The organism is Nocardiopsis sp. EMB25 (genome assembly GCF_026797795.1).
In the GTDB taxonomy this organism is placed as follows: domain Bacteria; phylum Actinomycetota; class Actinomycetes; order Streptosporangiales; family Streptosporangiaceae; genus Nocardiopsis; species Nocardiopsis lucentensis.
Window position 1 is genome coordinate 1,899,566 of record NZ_JAMTDN010000001.1, and the last position, 15,525, is coordinate 1,915,090.

General features: G+C 76.0%; 5 protein-coding genes. 1 reads left to right on the forward strand and 4 read right to left on the reverse strand.

From position 1 onward, the window contains the following. Positions 1-67: 67 nt before the first annotated feature. Positions 68-2,845, forward strand: a complete 2,778-nt coding sequence (locus KIK06_RS08335) for a helix-turn-helix transcriptional regulator (RefSeq protein ID WP_268642667.1) — start codon at positions 68-70, stop codon at positions 2,843-2,845. Positions 2,846-2,982: 137 nt separating this feature from the next. On the opposite strand, the gene KIK06_RS08340 is transcribed toward KIK06_RS08335, so the two are convergent. Genes KIK06_RS08340 through KIK06_RS08355 form a run of 4 tightly spaced genes read right to left on the reverse strand, consistent with a single transcriptional unit; the run spans position 2,983 to position 15,517 of the window. Next, positions 2,983-3,423 (reverse strand): SRPBCC domain-containing protein, encoded by a 441-nt coding sequence (locus tag KIK06_RS08340; RefSeq protein ID WP_017598904.1) that lies wholly within the window; start codon positions 3,421-3,423, stop codon positions 2,983-2,985. Between the two features lie 42 nt (positions 3,424-3,465). After that, entirely contained in the window at positions 3,466-4,236 is a 771-nt protein-coding gene (locus KIK06_RS08345; protein WP_268642668.1) for a thioesterase II family protein, read from the reverse strand. Further along, positions 4,233-6,602 carry a beta-ketoacyl synthase N-terminal-like domain-containing protein gene (locus tag KIK06_RS08350; RefSeq protein WP_268642669.1) on the reverse strand — a complete coding sequence of 790 codons (2,370 nt, stop codon included), beginning with the start codon at positions 6,600-6,602 and terminating at the stop codon, positions 4,233-4,235. The genes KIK06_RS08345 and KIK06_RS08350 overlap by 4 nt, the downstream gene beginning before the upstream one ends. Before the next feature lie 8 nt (positions 6,603-6,610). Next, positions 6,611-15,517, reverse strand: coding sequence for a type I polyketide synthase (locus KIK06_RS08355; protein ID WP_268642670.1), 8,907 nt, complete (start codon positions 15,515-15,517; stop codon positions 6,611-6,613). Positions 15,518-15,525: the final 8 nt, after the last annotated feature.

A 15,525-nucleotide genomic window follows, 5' to 3' on the forward strand; every position in this document is an offset into this window, starting at 1 on the left:
GAATCATTCATCGACCCGAAACCGGGAATCCGCACGAGGGATCACCGGCACTCGGAGAATCTGGCAGATGCGACCTCTCCAGAGACAGCACGAGCGATCCCTCCTGCGGAAGCTCTTCGACGAGTGTGTGAGGGGCGAGGGGCACCTCGTCCACCTCACGGGGCCGACCGCCTCCGGCAAGTCGGTCCTGCTGGGAGACTTCGTCAGCCACGTGGCGGACAGCGGAGCGAGACACCTGTCCGCCAGCGGATCCCCCAGCGAGCGAGCGTTGGAACTGGGCCTGATCAACCAGGTCATGGACGGAGCGGGGCTGCCCCCGCTGTCCCCCGCCCCGGAATGGGACTCTGGTCACCCCCCAGAACCCCTACCGCCCCGGGTCGTGCTCCGGTTGGAGGAACTCTGCCTCACGCTGCGCGACACGGCCGCGGACACCCCCCTGGTCCTGCACGTCGACGACGCCCACCACACCGACGCCGCCTCGGCCCACTGCCTCCTGTACGTCCTGCGGCGCCTGCACCGGGCTCCGGTCATGGCGGTCGTCTCCGGGCGACCGTTCCCCCACTCGGGGGCCGCCGCGCCCCTCGGCGAACTGGCGTGGCTCCCCCACTGCACCCGGATCCGGCTCGCGCCCCTGGACCGGTCGGGCGTGCGGGAGATCGTGTCGGAGTACCGCGCCGAGGCCGATGACCAGACCGTCACGGACCTGGTGGAGATCACCGGAGGCGTGCCGGGCCTGGTACGGGCCGTTCTCGACGACCGGGTGGACACCTCGGCGGGTGTGTCAGGACGGGACCGCTCCACGTCCCGGGTGCGGCCGGGCGAGTCCTACCGGGTCTCCTTCACCGAGTACCTGCGCCGCCACGACCCCTCGGCCGTGCCGCTCGCCAAGGCGCTGGCCGTCATGGGCGAGTCGGAACCGCCCGAACACTCTCCCCTCTCCACCCTGTCCGTCCTGGGGGACGCCGAGACCAGGGACGGGCTGCGACGGCTCAGGACGGCGGGGTTCCTGGACGCCCGGGGTTTTCGCTGCCCCGAGGCCCAGGCCGCCGTTGTGGACCTGATGGGACCGCAGGAGAGGGCGCGGACCCACCTGTGGTGCGCCCGGCTCCTCCACCGGGACGACGCGCCCGTCGAGCGGATCGCGCACCACCTGTGCGCGGCAGAACCCGAGGACCAGCCGTGGGCGGTCCCGATCCTGGGCGCGGCCGCCGAACAGGCCATGGGGCGCGGGGAGGTCGGGTTCGCGGTCGACTGCCTCACCACCGCCCTGGCCTGCTGCGACGACGAGGCGGCCCGTCCCCGGATCACCCTCGCCCTCGCCGCCGCCCTGTGGCGGAGGGACCCTTCAGCCGCGACCCGCCATCTACTGCGGCTCACCCGGGGCTCCCTCGTCGAGCGGCTCTCCGCATGCGAGCTGTACGCGCTGGTGCGCGGACTCCTGTGGATGGGGCACCACGCGGAGGTGGCGCGGGTCCTGTCCGCCCTTCCCGAGCCCCTGCGCGACCCCGGTGTCGGCGGAACCGCCCTCGTGGTCGAGGCCCGTGTCACCAGGGCGGTGTGCGAGTCCACCTATCCCGAACTGTCCCATCTGGTCCCCGCGACGGACGGACCGGGCCCCCGGGGCGGGATCCCCGCCATCTCCACGGAGGTGCTGCGGCTCAAGGGGGCCGAGTCGCTGGCCGACGTGCTCGGCGAAGGCGCCGACCGCCACGCCATGGTCAGGGCCGAGGAGGTCCTGACCAACGCCGGGTTCGGCGAGCACATGGTGGAGGCGGTGTTCGCGGCCCTGTCGACACTGGTCTACGCCGATCAGCTCGACCGGGCCGCCTACTGGAGCCAGTCGCTGCTCGGCGCGGCGGACCGGTCCCCGCTCTGGACCGGGCAGGCCCACATGATGCGTGCCGAGATCGCGTTGCGCCGGGGCGACCTGGAGCTGACCCGCCACCACGCGCGGGCGGCGCTGTCGTCGCTGCCCCTCCCCGGCTGGGGCGCGATGGCCGGACTGCCGTTGAGCCACCTCCTGCTGGTCGCCGAGGCCACGGGTGACCGGCAGGAGGCCGCCGGGGTCATGGCCGAACGGGTGAGCGAGGTCGTCCTGAGGTCCCGCTTCGGGCTGCACTACCTGTACGCCCGCGGGCACCACCACCTCAACGCAGGACGGGACCAGAGCGCCCTGGCGGACTTCACCCTCTGCGGTGAACTGATGGTCGGGTGGGGTCTGGACACGCCCTCCCTGGTGCCCTGGAGGGGCGGCGCCGCGAGGGCCCGACAACGGCTCGGCGCCACCGACACCGCCCGGGAACTGGTGCTGGAGCAGCAGGCGCTGGTGGGGCCGGAGCGTCACCGGACCCGGGGCATCGCCCTGCGGGACCTGGCGGCCACGCTGCCCCCGGCCGAGCGGGTGCCGGTGTTGGACGAGGCCGTGCGCGTACTGGACCGGGCCCCGGACGCGCTGGAGGCGACGCGGGCGCGGCTGGAGCTGGCCGACGCCCGGGAGTCCCTGGGTGAGGCCGCGGAGGCGGCCGGTCTGCGCGAGAGGGCGCGGCGCCACCGGATCGGCGCCGCGGCACCGACCGCGGGGGACGGCGCCGTGCCCCCGGCCGCCCTCCCCCGCGCCGGGTCCCGGATCCCGGCGCGGCCGACGACGGCCGGGCTGACCAAGGCCGAGACCCGGGTGGCGGTGCTCGCGGCCCGGGGGCTGACCAACCGCCAGATCTCCACCAGGCTGCACGTCACGGTCAGCACGGTGGAACAGCACCTGACACGGATCTACCGCAAGCTCTCCATCACCGACCGCCGACGGATCACGGACGTGGTCGCCCGGGAGCACGACATGGCGCTCTAGTTCTTGGGCGTGCCGCTTCGCTTCGACCCGCCCGGAGGCCGCTCCGCGGCGGGTCGGGCACCCTCGGCGAACGCCTGGCGGCACGGCGCCCACCCGAAGGGCCCCGACGGTGCCCGGACCGGCCTCCGGCCCGGTCGTCACTCGGCCGCGGCGCCGGACTCGACCAGCTTCTTGAGGGCGCGGTTCATCTCGACGAAGCCCTCCTCGGTGCGCTTCAGGGTGCCCTTGACCAGGGGCACCAGGAGTCCGGTGAACGTCTCCCTGTGGATCAGGACGGTTCCGTCGCCGGAGGGGGCCAGTCGGAACTCGTGGACGGCTCGGGCCAACCACGCGGCGCCGACGGTCCCCTCCCAGCACAGCGCGCGACCGGGTTCGGCCACGGTGATCACCGGTTCGTGCCTGCTCTGGCCGCCGCCGGGGAGGACCATCCGGAACGCGATGCGCTCACCGACCGCGGCTGCGCCGTCGGCCTCGACGATGACGGGGTTCCACTCGCGGTAGCGCCCCAGGGCGGCCAGGGCCTCCCACACCCGTTCGGGTGCGGCGTCGATGCTCTGGCGGGTCTCGATCACGTGCATGGCGGGTCTCCTCGGCGGGTGCGGGTCGGTGCGGCGGTGGTTTCAGGTCCGGCCGACGGGGGCGGGCAGCGCCGCCCGGACGTCGGCGGCCAGGGCGCGGGCCAACCGGTCCGGCCCGTGGTCGGCGAAGTAGAAGTGCCCTCCGGGCAGGGTGCGGTGGGTGAACGCGGTGCTGGTCTCGTCCGCCCAGGCGGCCACGTCCCCGACGGGTGCCCACGGGTCGCGGTCGCCCGCGTAGGCGGACACCGGGCAGGCCAGCGGCGCCCTACCGGGTTCGGGCCGGTGGGAGGCGACCGCTCCCAGGTCGGCGCGGACCAGGCGCAGGAACCTGTGACGGAACTCGGGTACCTGGGCGATCCGTTTCGGCATGCCGCCGCCCACCGTGTCCAGGGCGGCCAGCAGGGCGTCGTCGTCGAGTCGGTGGACGCCGTGGACGCCCTGGGACTGGCGGTCGGGCGCGACCCGGCCGGAGACGCCCAGCCACAGGGGCCGGTGTCCGCGTGCGGTGAGGGTGCGCGCGACCTCGTGGGCGAGGACGGCGCCGAGGCTGTGTCCGAACAGCGCGAACGGACCGTCGATCTCCGGTTCCAGCTCGGCGACCGCGCGCCGCGCCATCGACGCCATGTCGGTGAGCGGGGGCTCGGAGTTGCGGCGGCCGTGTCCGGGCAGGTCGTACAGCAGCGGTTCCCAGTCCTGGGGCAGCGCCCGGGCGAGTGGGAAGAGGCCCGCGGCCGACCCTCCGGCGTGGTGGAACACGAACAGGCGCAGCTCGGCGTCGACCACCGTGCGCGGGCGGGTGAAGGGGGTGGTCATACGGTCGCCTCCTGTCGGGGCCGGTCCGCCACGGCCTCGGCGATGCGGTCGGCCAGTCCGGCCACGAGCGCGCCGACGGTGGCCTCCGTGTCGAAGCCCTCCAGGGGGATCTCGCACCCGAAGCGCTGTTCCACGCTGGTGAGCAGCATCATCGCGGTGAAGGAGTCGCCGCCCACCTCCAGGAAGGCGCTGTCGGGGTCGACCGCCTCCTCCGCGTGCAGGACCGTGGCGAGTTCGTCGTGGAGGAAGGCGGTGATCTCGGCGCGGTCGACCCCGGCCGCACCGGACTCCCGGTCCGGGGCGGCCGTGCCCGTGGCGGTGCCGGTCCGGGGCTCGTCGATCCAGTAGCGCCGCCGTTGGAAGGCGTAGGTGGGCACGTCGGGGTCGAAGCGGACACCGGTCGGGCTGAGCGCCGACAGGTCCAGGTCGGCTCCGGCCGTGTACAGGGCGGCCAGGGCGTCGAGGAAGGGGCGGGCGGGGTCCGGCCCGACGGCCAGCAGCGGGTGCTCGCGATCGTCCCACACCAGGGCGGCGGCGTAGGCGTCGGTGTCGGCGGGTTCGGCGGCCGTGCGCACACCCAGACCGGTCAGGGCGCCGGCCAGGACGGTGGCCGGGTCGGTGTCGGGGCCTGCGAGGTCCAGGCCCGGCAACGCGTCGGCCAGGGAGCGAACGGCGTCGGCCAGGGCCCGATGGTCCCGCCCCAGGCGCAGGATCACCGTGCGGCCCGCGGTGGCGGCGGGCGGTCCGGCGGCCAGCGCGGCGCGCAGGTTGTCGGCCAGTGCGGCGGCGTCGGCTCCGGTGGCGGCGACCCGGTGGGGCAGGTGCGCCCGACCGAGGCGCAGGGTGTGGCAGGCCGGGGCCGGGTCGGCGCCGCGGACCAGGTGGCGGCCGACGCGGTCGACGAGGTCGGACAGCGCGGCGCGGTCGCGGGCCGAGACGGTGACCAGTTCCCGGCGGTCGGAGCGGGGCGCGCGCTCTTCCGGCGTCGGCGGGGCGGTCAGCAGGGCGTGGGCGTTGGTGCCGCTCAGCCCGAAGGCGCTGACCCCCGCGACGCGTGCGTGCTCCGGCCAGGGAGCGGCGCGGTCGGGAACCTCCAGATTCCCCGTATCCCAGGGGATGTGGGGGTTGAGGGGGCCGTCCTCGGGTGCGCGGGCGGCGGGGACGGTGCCGTGGCGCAGCATGAGGACGACCTTGATCAGCGCGGCCACCCCCGAGGCGGCCTCCAGGTGGCCCAGCCGGGCCTTGACGCTGCCGACCTTCAGGGGCGCCTCGCGGTCGGAGCCGCCGTAGACCTCCTGGAGCGCGCCCGCCTCGATGGGGTCGCCCAGGGAGGTGCCGGTGCCGTGCGCCTCGACGTAGGAGACCTCCTCGGGGCGCAGTCCGGCGTCGGCGAGGGCGGAGCGGAGGACCTCCTGCTGGGCGGGTCCGTTGGGCACGGTCAGCCCGGAGGAGGCGCCGTCGTGGTTGACGGCGCTGCCGCGCAGCACGGCCAGGACCGGGCGGCCCTCGCGCTCGGCCTCCTCCAGGCGCATCAGGACCAGGGCGCCCACGCCCTCGCCGCGGCCGTAGCCGTCGGCGGAGGCCAGGAAGGGCTTGCTGCGGCCGTCGGGGGCCAGGGCCCGGCTCTGGCACAGGGAGACCATCAGCTCCGGGGAGAAGAGGGCGTTGGCGCCGCCGACGAGGGCGTAGCGGCACTCGCCCCGGCGCAGGCTCTGCGCCGCCTGGTGCAGTGCCACCAGGGAGGAGGAGCAGGCGGTGTCCACGCTCACCGCCGGGCCGGACAGGCCCAGGGCGTGGGAGACGCGTCCGGCGGCGAAGGCGTGGCCGCCGCCGGTGCCGTAGTAGGGGTCGATGCCCTCCAGGTCGGCGCCCCGGGTGAGCCGGTCGGTGTACTCGGCCGCCATGATGCCGACGAAGACCCCGGCGTCGAGCCGCCGCCCGCGGCGGATCGCGATCCCGGCCCGTTCCATGGCCTCCCACGCCACCTCCAGCATCAGGCGCTGCTGGGGGTCGAGCGACTCGGCCTCGCGGCGGGAGATCCCGAAGAACGCGGCGTCGAAGGAGGCGATGTCGTCGATCAGGGCCGCCCGGGACACGTAGGAGGTTCCGGGGCGGCCCGGCTGCGGGTCGTACACCGAGCGCAGACCGGGGCGGTCCTCGGGGAACTCGCTGGTGGCGTCCGCGCCACCGTTGAGGAAGTCCCAGTACTGGTCCGGTGCGGTCAGGCCGCCGGGCAGGCGCAGGGCGGTGCCGACGACGGCCAGCGGGGCCCGGCTCTCCTCCTTGAGCCGGCGCACCTGGTCCTTGAGTCTGCGGGTCAGGGCGAGCTGTTCCTCGACGAGGCTGCGCAGTTCGGTCGCTTCCACGGTCTTCCTCACTCTTCGCTCATCAGCTCGGCGCGGGCGGCCGCGACGAGGTCCTCGGTGCTCAGTTCGGCCAGGTCCGCGGCGGGTTCCGGTGTCGGCGGGGTCGGGGCGGGCGGCTCGGGCGCGGCCTGCTCGCCGAGCAGCCTGTGGTCGAGGTAGCGGGCCATGGCCTCGACGGTGGGGTGGTCCAGGCCGACGGTGGAGGGCAGGTCGAGGTCGAGGGCGTGGACGAGGCGTCCGTGCAGGTCGATGACCATGATCGAGTCCATGCCCAGGTCGGCGAACCCCTCCTGGTCGGTGACGCGGTCGGTGTCCCCGAGGACCCGGCCGACCTCCCCGCGCAGGGCGTCGTGGAGGGCGTCGAGGCGGTCCGGGCCGTCGGTGTCGGCCAGGTGCGCCCGTAGCCAGCCGCGTTCGGGGCCCCGCTGGTCGGTGTCGGTCGCGCGGCGCGGGGCCTCGGCGAGTTCGTCGACCAGCCGCGCCGCGGGGTGGGCGCCCAGGCGTTCGGCGTGGCGGGTGAAGTCGGCGTCGACGGCCACCGTCACGGGCTCCCCGCCCTGGGCGGCGGCGGTCAGGGCTGGCCAGGCCGTCCGGTCGGTGAGCGGGGTCAGCCCGGCTCGGGCGACGGCGGAGCGGACCCGCTCGTCGGCGGCCAGGCCGCCCTTGTCGCCGGGTTCCCAGGGCCCCCAGGCCACGGCGGTGGCGGGGACGCCGCGGCCGCGCAGGGACCGCGCCAGGCCGTTGAGGTAGCCGTTGGCGGCGGCGTAGTTGGCCTGACCGGCCGAGCCCAGGACCGAGGAGACCGACGAGAACAGGACCAGGGAGCGCAGCGGCTGGTCGGCGACGGCCTCGGCGATCCGGTCGGCGCCCTGGGCCTTGGCCGCGAACACGGTGCGGAACGCGTCCTCGTCCATCTGGGGGAAGGCCCCGTCCGCGGTGGTTCCGGCCAGGTGGAACACGTGGCGCAGGGGGCGGTCGGCGGTGGCGGCGGCCACGGCGCGGGCGCAGTCGTCGGGGTCGGTGACGCTGCCCGCGACCACGCGGACGGTGGTGCCCGTCCCGGAGAGCCGGTCGATCACCGCGCGGGCGGTCGCGTCGGGCTCCGACCGCGCCATGAGGGTGAGGTCGTCGACGCCGCTGGCGGCCAGCCAGCGGGCCACGCTCAGGCCGAGGGCGCCCAGCCCGCCGGTGACCAGGGCCGCCCCGCCGACGGCGGGGTCCTCCTCACCGGTCGGGGTGTCCTGGGTGGCCAGGCGCGCCACCTGGACCCCGTCGGGGGTGACCCGCAGACGGGTGCCGTTGGGCGCGTCCAGACGGGTGGCCAGGGCGGCGGCCGCCCGGGCCGGGTCGGCGCCGTCGGCGAGGGTGACCCGCAGCAGTCGGCGGGCGGGGTCCTCGGCCTCCAGGGCGGCGAGCATGCCCCACAGGGCCTCCCGGACCGGCGCGTGGGCGTCGGAGCCGTCGGCCAGGACCGCGTAGGCGGTGTCGGCGGGGGTCCGGCGCAGGGTGTCGGCCAGGTCGAGGGCGGCGGAGAGGGCGTGTTCGGCGCTGCCGCCGGGGAGGTGGAGGAACCGGGTGTCGACCAGCAGGTCGGCGCCCGGGCCGTCCGGTCCGTCCGGGGCGGTGGCGGTCTCGGCGGCGATCCCGAGGTCGGTCAGGGCCGCGGTGAGGCCGTGGTCGGTGTCGGGTGCGCGCAGGACGGTCGCCGCGCCGGGGCGGCGGGCGCCTTCCGTGTCGGCGGTGTCGGGGCGCCAGCGGAGGGTGTGCAGGTGGTCGCGGCGCATTCCGGCCTGGAGCGCCTCGCGGGGGGCGTGGCGCACCCGGAAGCGGTCGGCGGCCAGGAGCGTGTCGCCGTCGTCGGTGAACATGTGCAGGTCGGCGACCTCGACCCGGAGGCGTCCACCCGGCAGGTCGGTGGCCTCCAGGACCCTGACGTGCCCCCACGTCCCGGTGCCGGGGCGGCCGCGGGCGGGGAAGGAGAGCCGGTCGGCGGAGAAGGGGATCGCCAGCGAGGGCGCCTCCTCGGCGCGGGTGTCGACCATGAACCCGGCGATGCTCTGGAAGCAGGAGTCGATCAGGCCGGGGTAGAGCTCGTAGTCGGCCGGGGCGTCGGGCAGGTCGGGGCGGCGGTAGCGCACCAGCGCCTCCCGGCCGCGGATCCATACCCCGTCGATCCACCGGAACGAGGGGCCGAGGGTGTAGCCGAGGTCGCGGAAGTAGGTGTAGAAGGCCGCCCCGTCGATGTGGCGTTCCGCGGCCTCGGTGAAGGCGGCGGTGTCGGGCAGGTCGGGGACGGGGGCGGCCTCGTCGGTGGCGACCCGTGCCCGCAGGTGCTCTTGCCAGGGGCCGTCGTGGTCCGCGTCGTCGGGGCGGCTGTGCACGGTGAGCGGGGGCCGTTCCCCCTCGCCGACCACCAGTTGGGTCTCGAACCCGTCCCCGTCCTCGATGACCAGGGCGCGCGGGCACAGCAGGTCGGCCAGGGTCAGGGGTTTGCCGTCCCCGGCCAGGGCGCTGAGCGCGGTGGCCAGGTGGGAGGCGGCCGGTGTCACGACCGTTCCGTACAGGCGGTGGTCGGTGAGGTAGCGGGGGAAGTCGGCCGTGCGGGGGAAGGCGAAGGCGCGGCCGGTCAGGGCGGGCGAGCGCAGTTCCCTGCCCCAGTGCCGCTCGGGGGCGGGCGTGTTCGCCGGGGTGCGCGCCGGTACCGGCGCGGCCCAGTGCGGGGCGGGGTCGAAGGGGTAGTGCGGCGCGTCGGCGGCACCGGGGCGGTCGGTGGACTGGACGGCGGACCAGTCCAGGTCCTGGCCGAGCCGGTACAGCTCGGCGGCGGCCCCGAGCATGGTGGCGCGCTCCCCGGCGCCCCTGCGCGCCGACGCCACCAGTGCGGGGGTACCGGTTCCCGCGGTCGAGGCGCGGACCAGGCCGAGGAGGGTGCGGCCGGGGCCGACCTCCAGGCAGACGTCGACGTCCTGTTCGGTCAGGGCGCGCACGCCCTGGTGGAAGAGGACGGGCCGGCGCACGTGCCGGCGCCAGTACTCGGCGGTGTACTGGTCGGGTGCGGCCGGGCCGCCGGTGACGTTGGCGATGATCGGGATCTGGGGCCGCGCGAACTCCATGGGGGCCAGGACCTCGGTGAAGTCGTCGAGGATCGGGTCCATGAGGCGGGAGTGGAAGGCGTGCGAGACGGTGAGCGCGCGGGCCTTGGCGCCCAGTTCCCGGACCCGTTCGGCCAGCGCCTCCGTCTGCTCGGGGGCGCCCGCGACCACGACCGACTCGGGGCCGTTGACGGCGGCCACGTCCAGGTCGGTGCCCTCCAGCAGTTCCTGGACGCGGTCGAGGGGGAGGGTGACCGAGAGCATGGCGCCGGGCGCGGTGCCCTGCATGAGCGCGCCTCGGTCGCGGATCAGCCGCAGTCCGTCCTCCAGGCTGAGCACTCCGGCGTGCACGGCGGCCGCGACCTCGCCGACGCTGTGGCCCATGACCGCGACGGCGCGGACCCCCCAGGACTCCCAGAGGGCGGCCAGGGCCAGTTCCAGGGCCACGAGCGCGGGCTGGGTGACCCTGGTCTGGTCGATGAGGGCGGGGTCGGCCGATCCGAACATCAGGTCGGTGAGCGGGGCGCCGAGGGAGCCGTCCAGGATCCGGTCGCAGCGGTCGAGGACGTCGGCGAAGACCGGTTCGGTCTCGTAGAGCTCGCGGCCCATGCCGAAGTACTGGCTGCCCTGCCCGGAGAACAGCAACGCTACGCGCGGCGCCCCGCCGGTGGCGCATCCCTGGTCGGGACCGGTCAGGGCGTCGCGCAGTTCGGTGGCGCCGGTGCCGACGACGGCGCGGCGGACGGGCAGGTGGGCGCGTCCGGCCCCGGCGGTGGCGGCCAGCGCGGGGATCTCGTCGTCGGTGGCGGTGGCCAGGCGGTCGCGCCAGGCCAGGGTGAGGCGGTCGAGCCCCTCGGGGTCGGCGGCCGAGAGCGGCAGGACCACACGGGCGGGTCCCTCGCCGTCCTCCCGCTCCGGGAGGGGAGGGGCCTCCGCCACGACCAGGTGGGCGTTGGTGCCGCTGAACCCGAACCCGGACACGCCCGCCAGGCGCGGCCGGTCGCCGGTCGGCCAGGCGGTGGGTTCGGTGACCGGCCGGGCGCCGATCCGGTCCCAGGGCACGTGCGGGTTGGGTTCGGCGCAGTGGAGGGTGGCCGGGAGCGTTCCCTCGCGCAGGGCCAGGACGGTCTTGAACAGGGCCGCCATGCCGGAGGCGGACTCGGCGTGGCCGATGTTGCTCTTGACCGAGCCCATCAGGAGGGGGCGGTCGGGGTCGCGGTCCCGCCCCAGGACGTTCCAGGCGGCCTCCACCTCGATGGGGTCGCCCAGGGAGGTTCCGGTGCCGTGCGCCTCCAGGTAGTCGATGTCGGCTCCGCCGACCCCGGCGTCGGCCAGCGCGGCGGCGATCACGGCCTCCTGGGCGCGGCCGCTGGGCGCGGTCAATCCGGTGGAGGCTCCGTCCTGGTTGACGGCGCTGCCGCGCAGCACGGCCAGGATCCGGTCGCCGTCGGCGTGGGCGTCGGACAGCCGCTTGAGGACCACGACGCCGCAGCCCTCGGCCCGGCCGAACCCGTCGGCGTCGGCGGAGAAGGTCTTGCACCGGCCGTCGGGGGCGAGCATGTGCGCGCGGCTGGTGGCGACGGTGCAGGTCGGGTCGGCGATGACGTTGACGCCGCCGACGATCATCCGGTCGGCCTCGCCCGCCCGCAGGGAGCGGACGGCCAGGTGCAGGGCGACCAGGGAGGAGGAGCAGGCGGTGTCGACGGCGAACGCGGGTCCGTTCAGGCCGAGCAGGTAGGAGATCCGTCCGGCGGCGGCGTTGAGCGCGGTGCCGGTGCCGAAGTAGGCGTCCACCCCGTCGGGGCCGCCGCGTTCCAGGACGCGGGCGTAGTCGGAGTTGGACAGGGCGGTGATGACGCCGGTCCGGGTCCCGCGCAGGGAGGTGGGGTCGGTGGCGGCGTCCTCCAGGGCGTGCCAGGCGGACTGGAGCAGGAGCCGGTGCTGGGGGTCCATGCTCTGGGCCTCGCGGGCGGGGATCTGGAAGAACGGCGCGTCGAACCCGGCGATGTCGGTCAGGAAGCCGCCCCGGTCGGTGGTGAGGTTGGCGGGGTCGAAGCCGATCCCCTCCCAGCGGTGGGCGGGTACCGGACCGGTCGCGTCGCGGCCGCCACTGAGCAGGTCCCACAGCCGCCCGGTGTCCTCGGCGCCGGGGAAGCGGCCCGCCATGCCGACGACGGCGACGGGTGCGCGGTCGGCCGGGGCGGCCGGGGCGCTGTCCCGGTCCGCGGTGGCCGCGCGGACGGTCGCCCGCCGGACGGGCGCGGCGGGGGTCGCGGTGTCGGGGCCGGCGGGGGCGGCGCCGACGAGCCGGTCGTGGAGGTGGGCGGCGAGCCGTTCGACGGAGGGGTGGTCGAACACCTCCGAGATCTCCACGGTCAGGCCGAGTTCGGCGGACAGCTTCTGGACGAGGTCGACCGCCATGACCGAGTCCAGGCCCAGGTCGTAGAACCCGGTGTCGGTGCGCAGGGCGGTGGCGTCGGCGTGGCCGAGGACCGTGGCCAGGGCGCCCGCGGTGTAGCGCAGGGCCGCGTCGGCACGGGTGCGTTCGGGGGCGGCCAGGATGCGCCCGGCGGCCTCGGTCGCCACCGCCGAGGCCTGGTTCGCGCCCGCCGTGACCTCGGCCAGGAGGGGCCGGACGCGGCGCGCGGCCATGACGCCGGTGAACCGGTCCCAGTCCACGGGGCAGACCAGGACATGGGGGTCGCCGTCGGGGCCTCGGGCGGTCAGGGTGGCGCCGCCCTCGGCGGGGGCGATGTCGCCGAGCCCCATGGCGGCCAGGTCGGCGCGCGCCCGCGCGTCGGCCATGCCGTCCAGCCGCCAGAGCCCGAAGGCCAGGCTCGCGGCCGGTGCTCCGGTCGCGGCGCGGTGGGCGGCGAGGGTGTCGGTGCCGGCGTTGGCGGCGGCGTAGGCGGCGTGTCCTTCGCTCCCCCACAGGGCGGAGGCCGAGGAGGTCGTGACGTAGAAGTCCGGTGCGTGGTCGCGGCTGAGCAGGGACAGCCACCAGGCGCCGGAGTACTTGCCGCGCAGGGCGGCGGCGAAGTCCTCGGCGGTGATCGAGGCGATCGGGCGCTGGGGCAGGGTCCCCGCGCAGTGCACGATCCCGCCCAGGGCGGGCATCGCGCGCAGGGCCCGGTCGGTGTGGTCGACGACCGACGGGAGGTCGCAGTCGGCGGCGACGTAGGCCGCCTCGACCCCGTCACGGCTGAGCCGGTCGAGGAGCCCGGTGGCGGCCTTCCCGAGTTCGGCGCCGGGGCGGCGGCCCAGGAGCAGCAGGTGGCGGGCCCCGCGCCGGACGAGGTCCTCGGCGACGGCGCGGCCGACTCCGCCCAGGCCGCCGGTGACCAGGTACGTGGCGTCGGGCCGCACGGGCAGCTCGGGGGTGTAGTCGCCGGCCGCGGGGACCAGGCGGGGGACGAGGGCGGCGCCGTCGCGGACGGCGGCGGTGTCCTCGTCGTGGTCGGCCGTGAGCAGGTCGACCGCGGCGAGGGCGTCGGCGTGGGCGGTCTCGGCCGGGAGGTCGACGGTGCCGCCCCAGACCGCGCCCAGTTCGAGTCCGAGGCAGGGGGCGAGGCCGTTGAGCAGGCCGTGCGGACCGGCGATGACGGTCTCGGTGCCGGTCACCCGGCGGCTGGCCCGGGTCAGGGCGTACGCGCGGTCGCCGGGGACTCCTCTGGCGGCCAGGCCCCTGACCCGCTCGGTGACCTCGGCGCACAGCCGGGCGCCCTCGTGGGCGATGTCCCGTTCGGGGTCGGGGGTCTCGGGCAGGGGCGGGGCGGTGTGGGCCAGGAGCAGGGTGACCGGCTCGGTCTCGGGCAGCGGGTCGCGGGTCCAGCCCTCGGGGAGCTCGCCCTCGACGGCCCCGTCCTGGACCCGTCCGGTCAGGCCGCGCTCGTGGGCGGCGGTGAGGATCACGCGCAGGGTGTGGGCGTCGTCGCCCGCGAGCACGAGGGGGCGCCCGGCGCGGTCGGGTCCGTCGGCGGGCCCGGTGGTCTCGGCCGCCCGCCAGCGCAGGCTGTGCGCGGGCACGGGTCGGGCCGTCGCCTCGCCGTCCGCCTCCGCCCGCTCGTCCGCCTCCGGCTCCGTCTCGGGGGCGGGTTCGGGGGCGTGCCGTTCGCGCTGCCAGGGGTAGGCGGGCAGGTCGACCACATGGCGCGGTAGACCGGCCAGGTCGGGCGGGGTGACGGCCAGCGGGTCGTCGACGGTCTCCACCAGCGGGGAGTCCTGGGCCTCGGCGATCGCCCGCAGGGCCGTGACGGCCGTGTCCGGGTCGGTGGCGCGGACCCGGGCGCGGACCCGGTGGCGGTGCCGTCCCAGGGTCAGGGTGTGGGCGAAGGCGGCGTAGCCGTCCCGGGTGTCGGGTACCGCGTCGACCAGGTCGGCGGCCAGGGCGCGTAGGGCCTCGGCGGTGGCTGCGGTCAGTTCGAACCCGGGGACGGCCTCGGGGGTCGTGGGCGGTTCGGCGACCGGGTCGGCCGGGCCGACGATGACGTGGGCGTTGGTGCCCGACATGCCGAAGGAGCTGATCCCGGCGTGGGCGGCGCCGCCCGCCGTGTCCCAGGGCAGGGGTTCGGTGGGCAGGACGATGCCGGTGCCCCCGATGTCGACGCGGGGGTTGGGGGTGGTGAAGTTGGCCAGGGGCGCGACCGCGCCGCGACGCAGGCAGGCGACGGCCTTGAGCACCCCGGCCACGCCCGCGGCGGCCTCCAGGTGGCCGATGTTGTTCTTCAGGGCGCCCACCCGCAGCGGCGCGCCGCCGTTGCGGCGGGCCAGGGCCTCGGCGATGGCCTCCATCTCGATGGGGTCGCCCAGCGAGGTGCCGGTGCCGTGCGCCTCGACCAGGCCCACGTCGGCGGGGGTCAGCTCGGCGTCGGCCAGCGCCCGGGTGATGACGTCGACCTGGGCGAGCACGTTGGGCGCGGTGAACCCGGAGGAGCGGCCGTCCTGGTTGACGGCCGAGCCGCGCAGCACGGCCACAACCCGGTCGCCGTCGGCCACCGCCCGGTCCAGGCGTTTGAGGACCACCACGCCGCATCCCTCGCCCCGCCCGAAGCCGTTGGCGCGGGCGTCGAAGGCCTTGCAGCGGCCGTCGGGGGCCAGGGACCCGGTCCGCTGGATGACCCGCGTGGAGCGCGGCGACATGATGACGCTGACCCCGCCCGCCAGGGCGACGTCGCACTCCCCGCTGCGCAGTGCCTGCGCGGCCTGGTGCATCGCGACCAGGGAGGAGGAGCAGGCGGTGTCGACGGCCACGGCGGGGCCGGTCAGTCCGAGGGCGTAGGAGACCCGGCCCGCGGCGAAGCAGTGGCCGCTGCCGGTGGACCAGTAGGCGTCGGCCTCTCCCCCGCTCCAGTCCCGGTAGTCCTCCTGGCTGCCGGTGATGCCGACGTAGACGCCGGTGCGCGCGTCGGCCAGCCGGTCGGGCGGCAGGGCGGCGTTCTCCAGCGCCTCCCAGGCGACCTCCAGCAGCAGCCGGTGCTGGGGGTCCATCGCGCGGGCCTCTCGGGGGCTGATGCCGAAGAAGGCGGCGTCGAAGCCCAGGGGGTCGTCCAGGAACCCGGCGCGGTCGACGGTGGAGTCCCACCCCTCGGCGAAGGGTTCCCGGCGTGAGGGGGGCAGGGGGCCGACGGCGTCACGGCCCCCGCTGACCAGGTCCCAGAGTCCGTCCAGGTCGCGGACGCCGCCGGGCAGGCGCAGACCGGCGCCGACGATGGCGACGGGCTGGTTGCCGCCGTGCTGCGCGAGTTGGGCCTTGAGCTGTCGGATCGTGTCCATCGCCCGGCTCAGGGGGGTGGGTCCGCCCGGCCGGCCGCTCGGTTCGGTCATCGCGTTCG

What these genes read in the sequence shown, in the direction of transcription:
- KIK06_RS08355 (WP_268642670.1), bottom strand. Translation starts at nt 15,517, where the DNA reads ATGACCGAACCGAGCGGCCGGCCGGGCGGACCCACCCCCCTGAGCCGG.
- KIK06_RS08345 (WP_268642668.1), bottom strand. Translation starts at nt 4,236, where the DNA reads ATGACCACCCCCTTCACCCGCCCGCGCACGGTGGTCGACGCCGAGCTG.
- KIK06_RS08335 (WP_268642667.1), top strand. Translation starts at nt 68, where the DNA reads ATGCGACCTCTCCAGAGACAGCACGAGCGATCCCTCCTGCGGAAGCTC.
- KIK06_RS08340 (WP_017598904.1), bottom strand. Translation starts at nt 3,423, where the DNA reads ATGCACGTGATCGAGACCCGCCAGAGCATCGACGCCGCACCCGAACGG.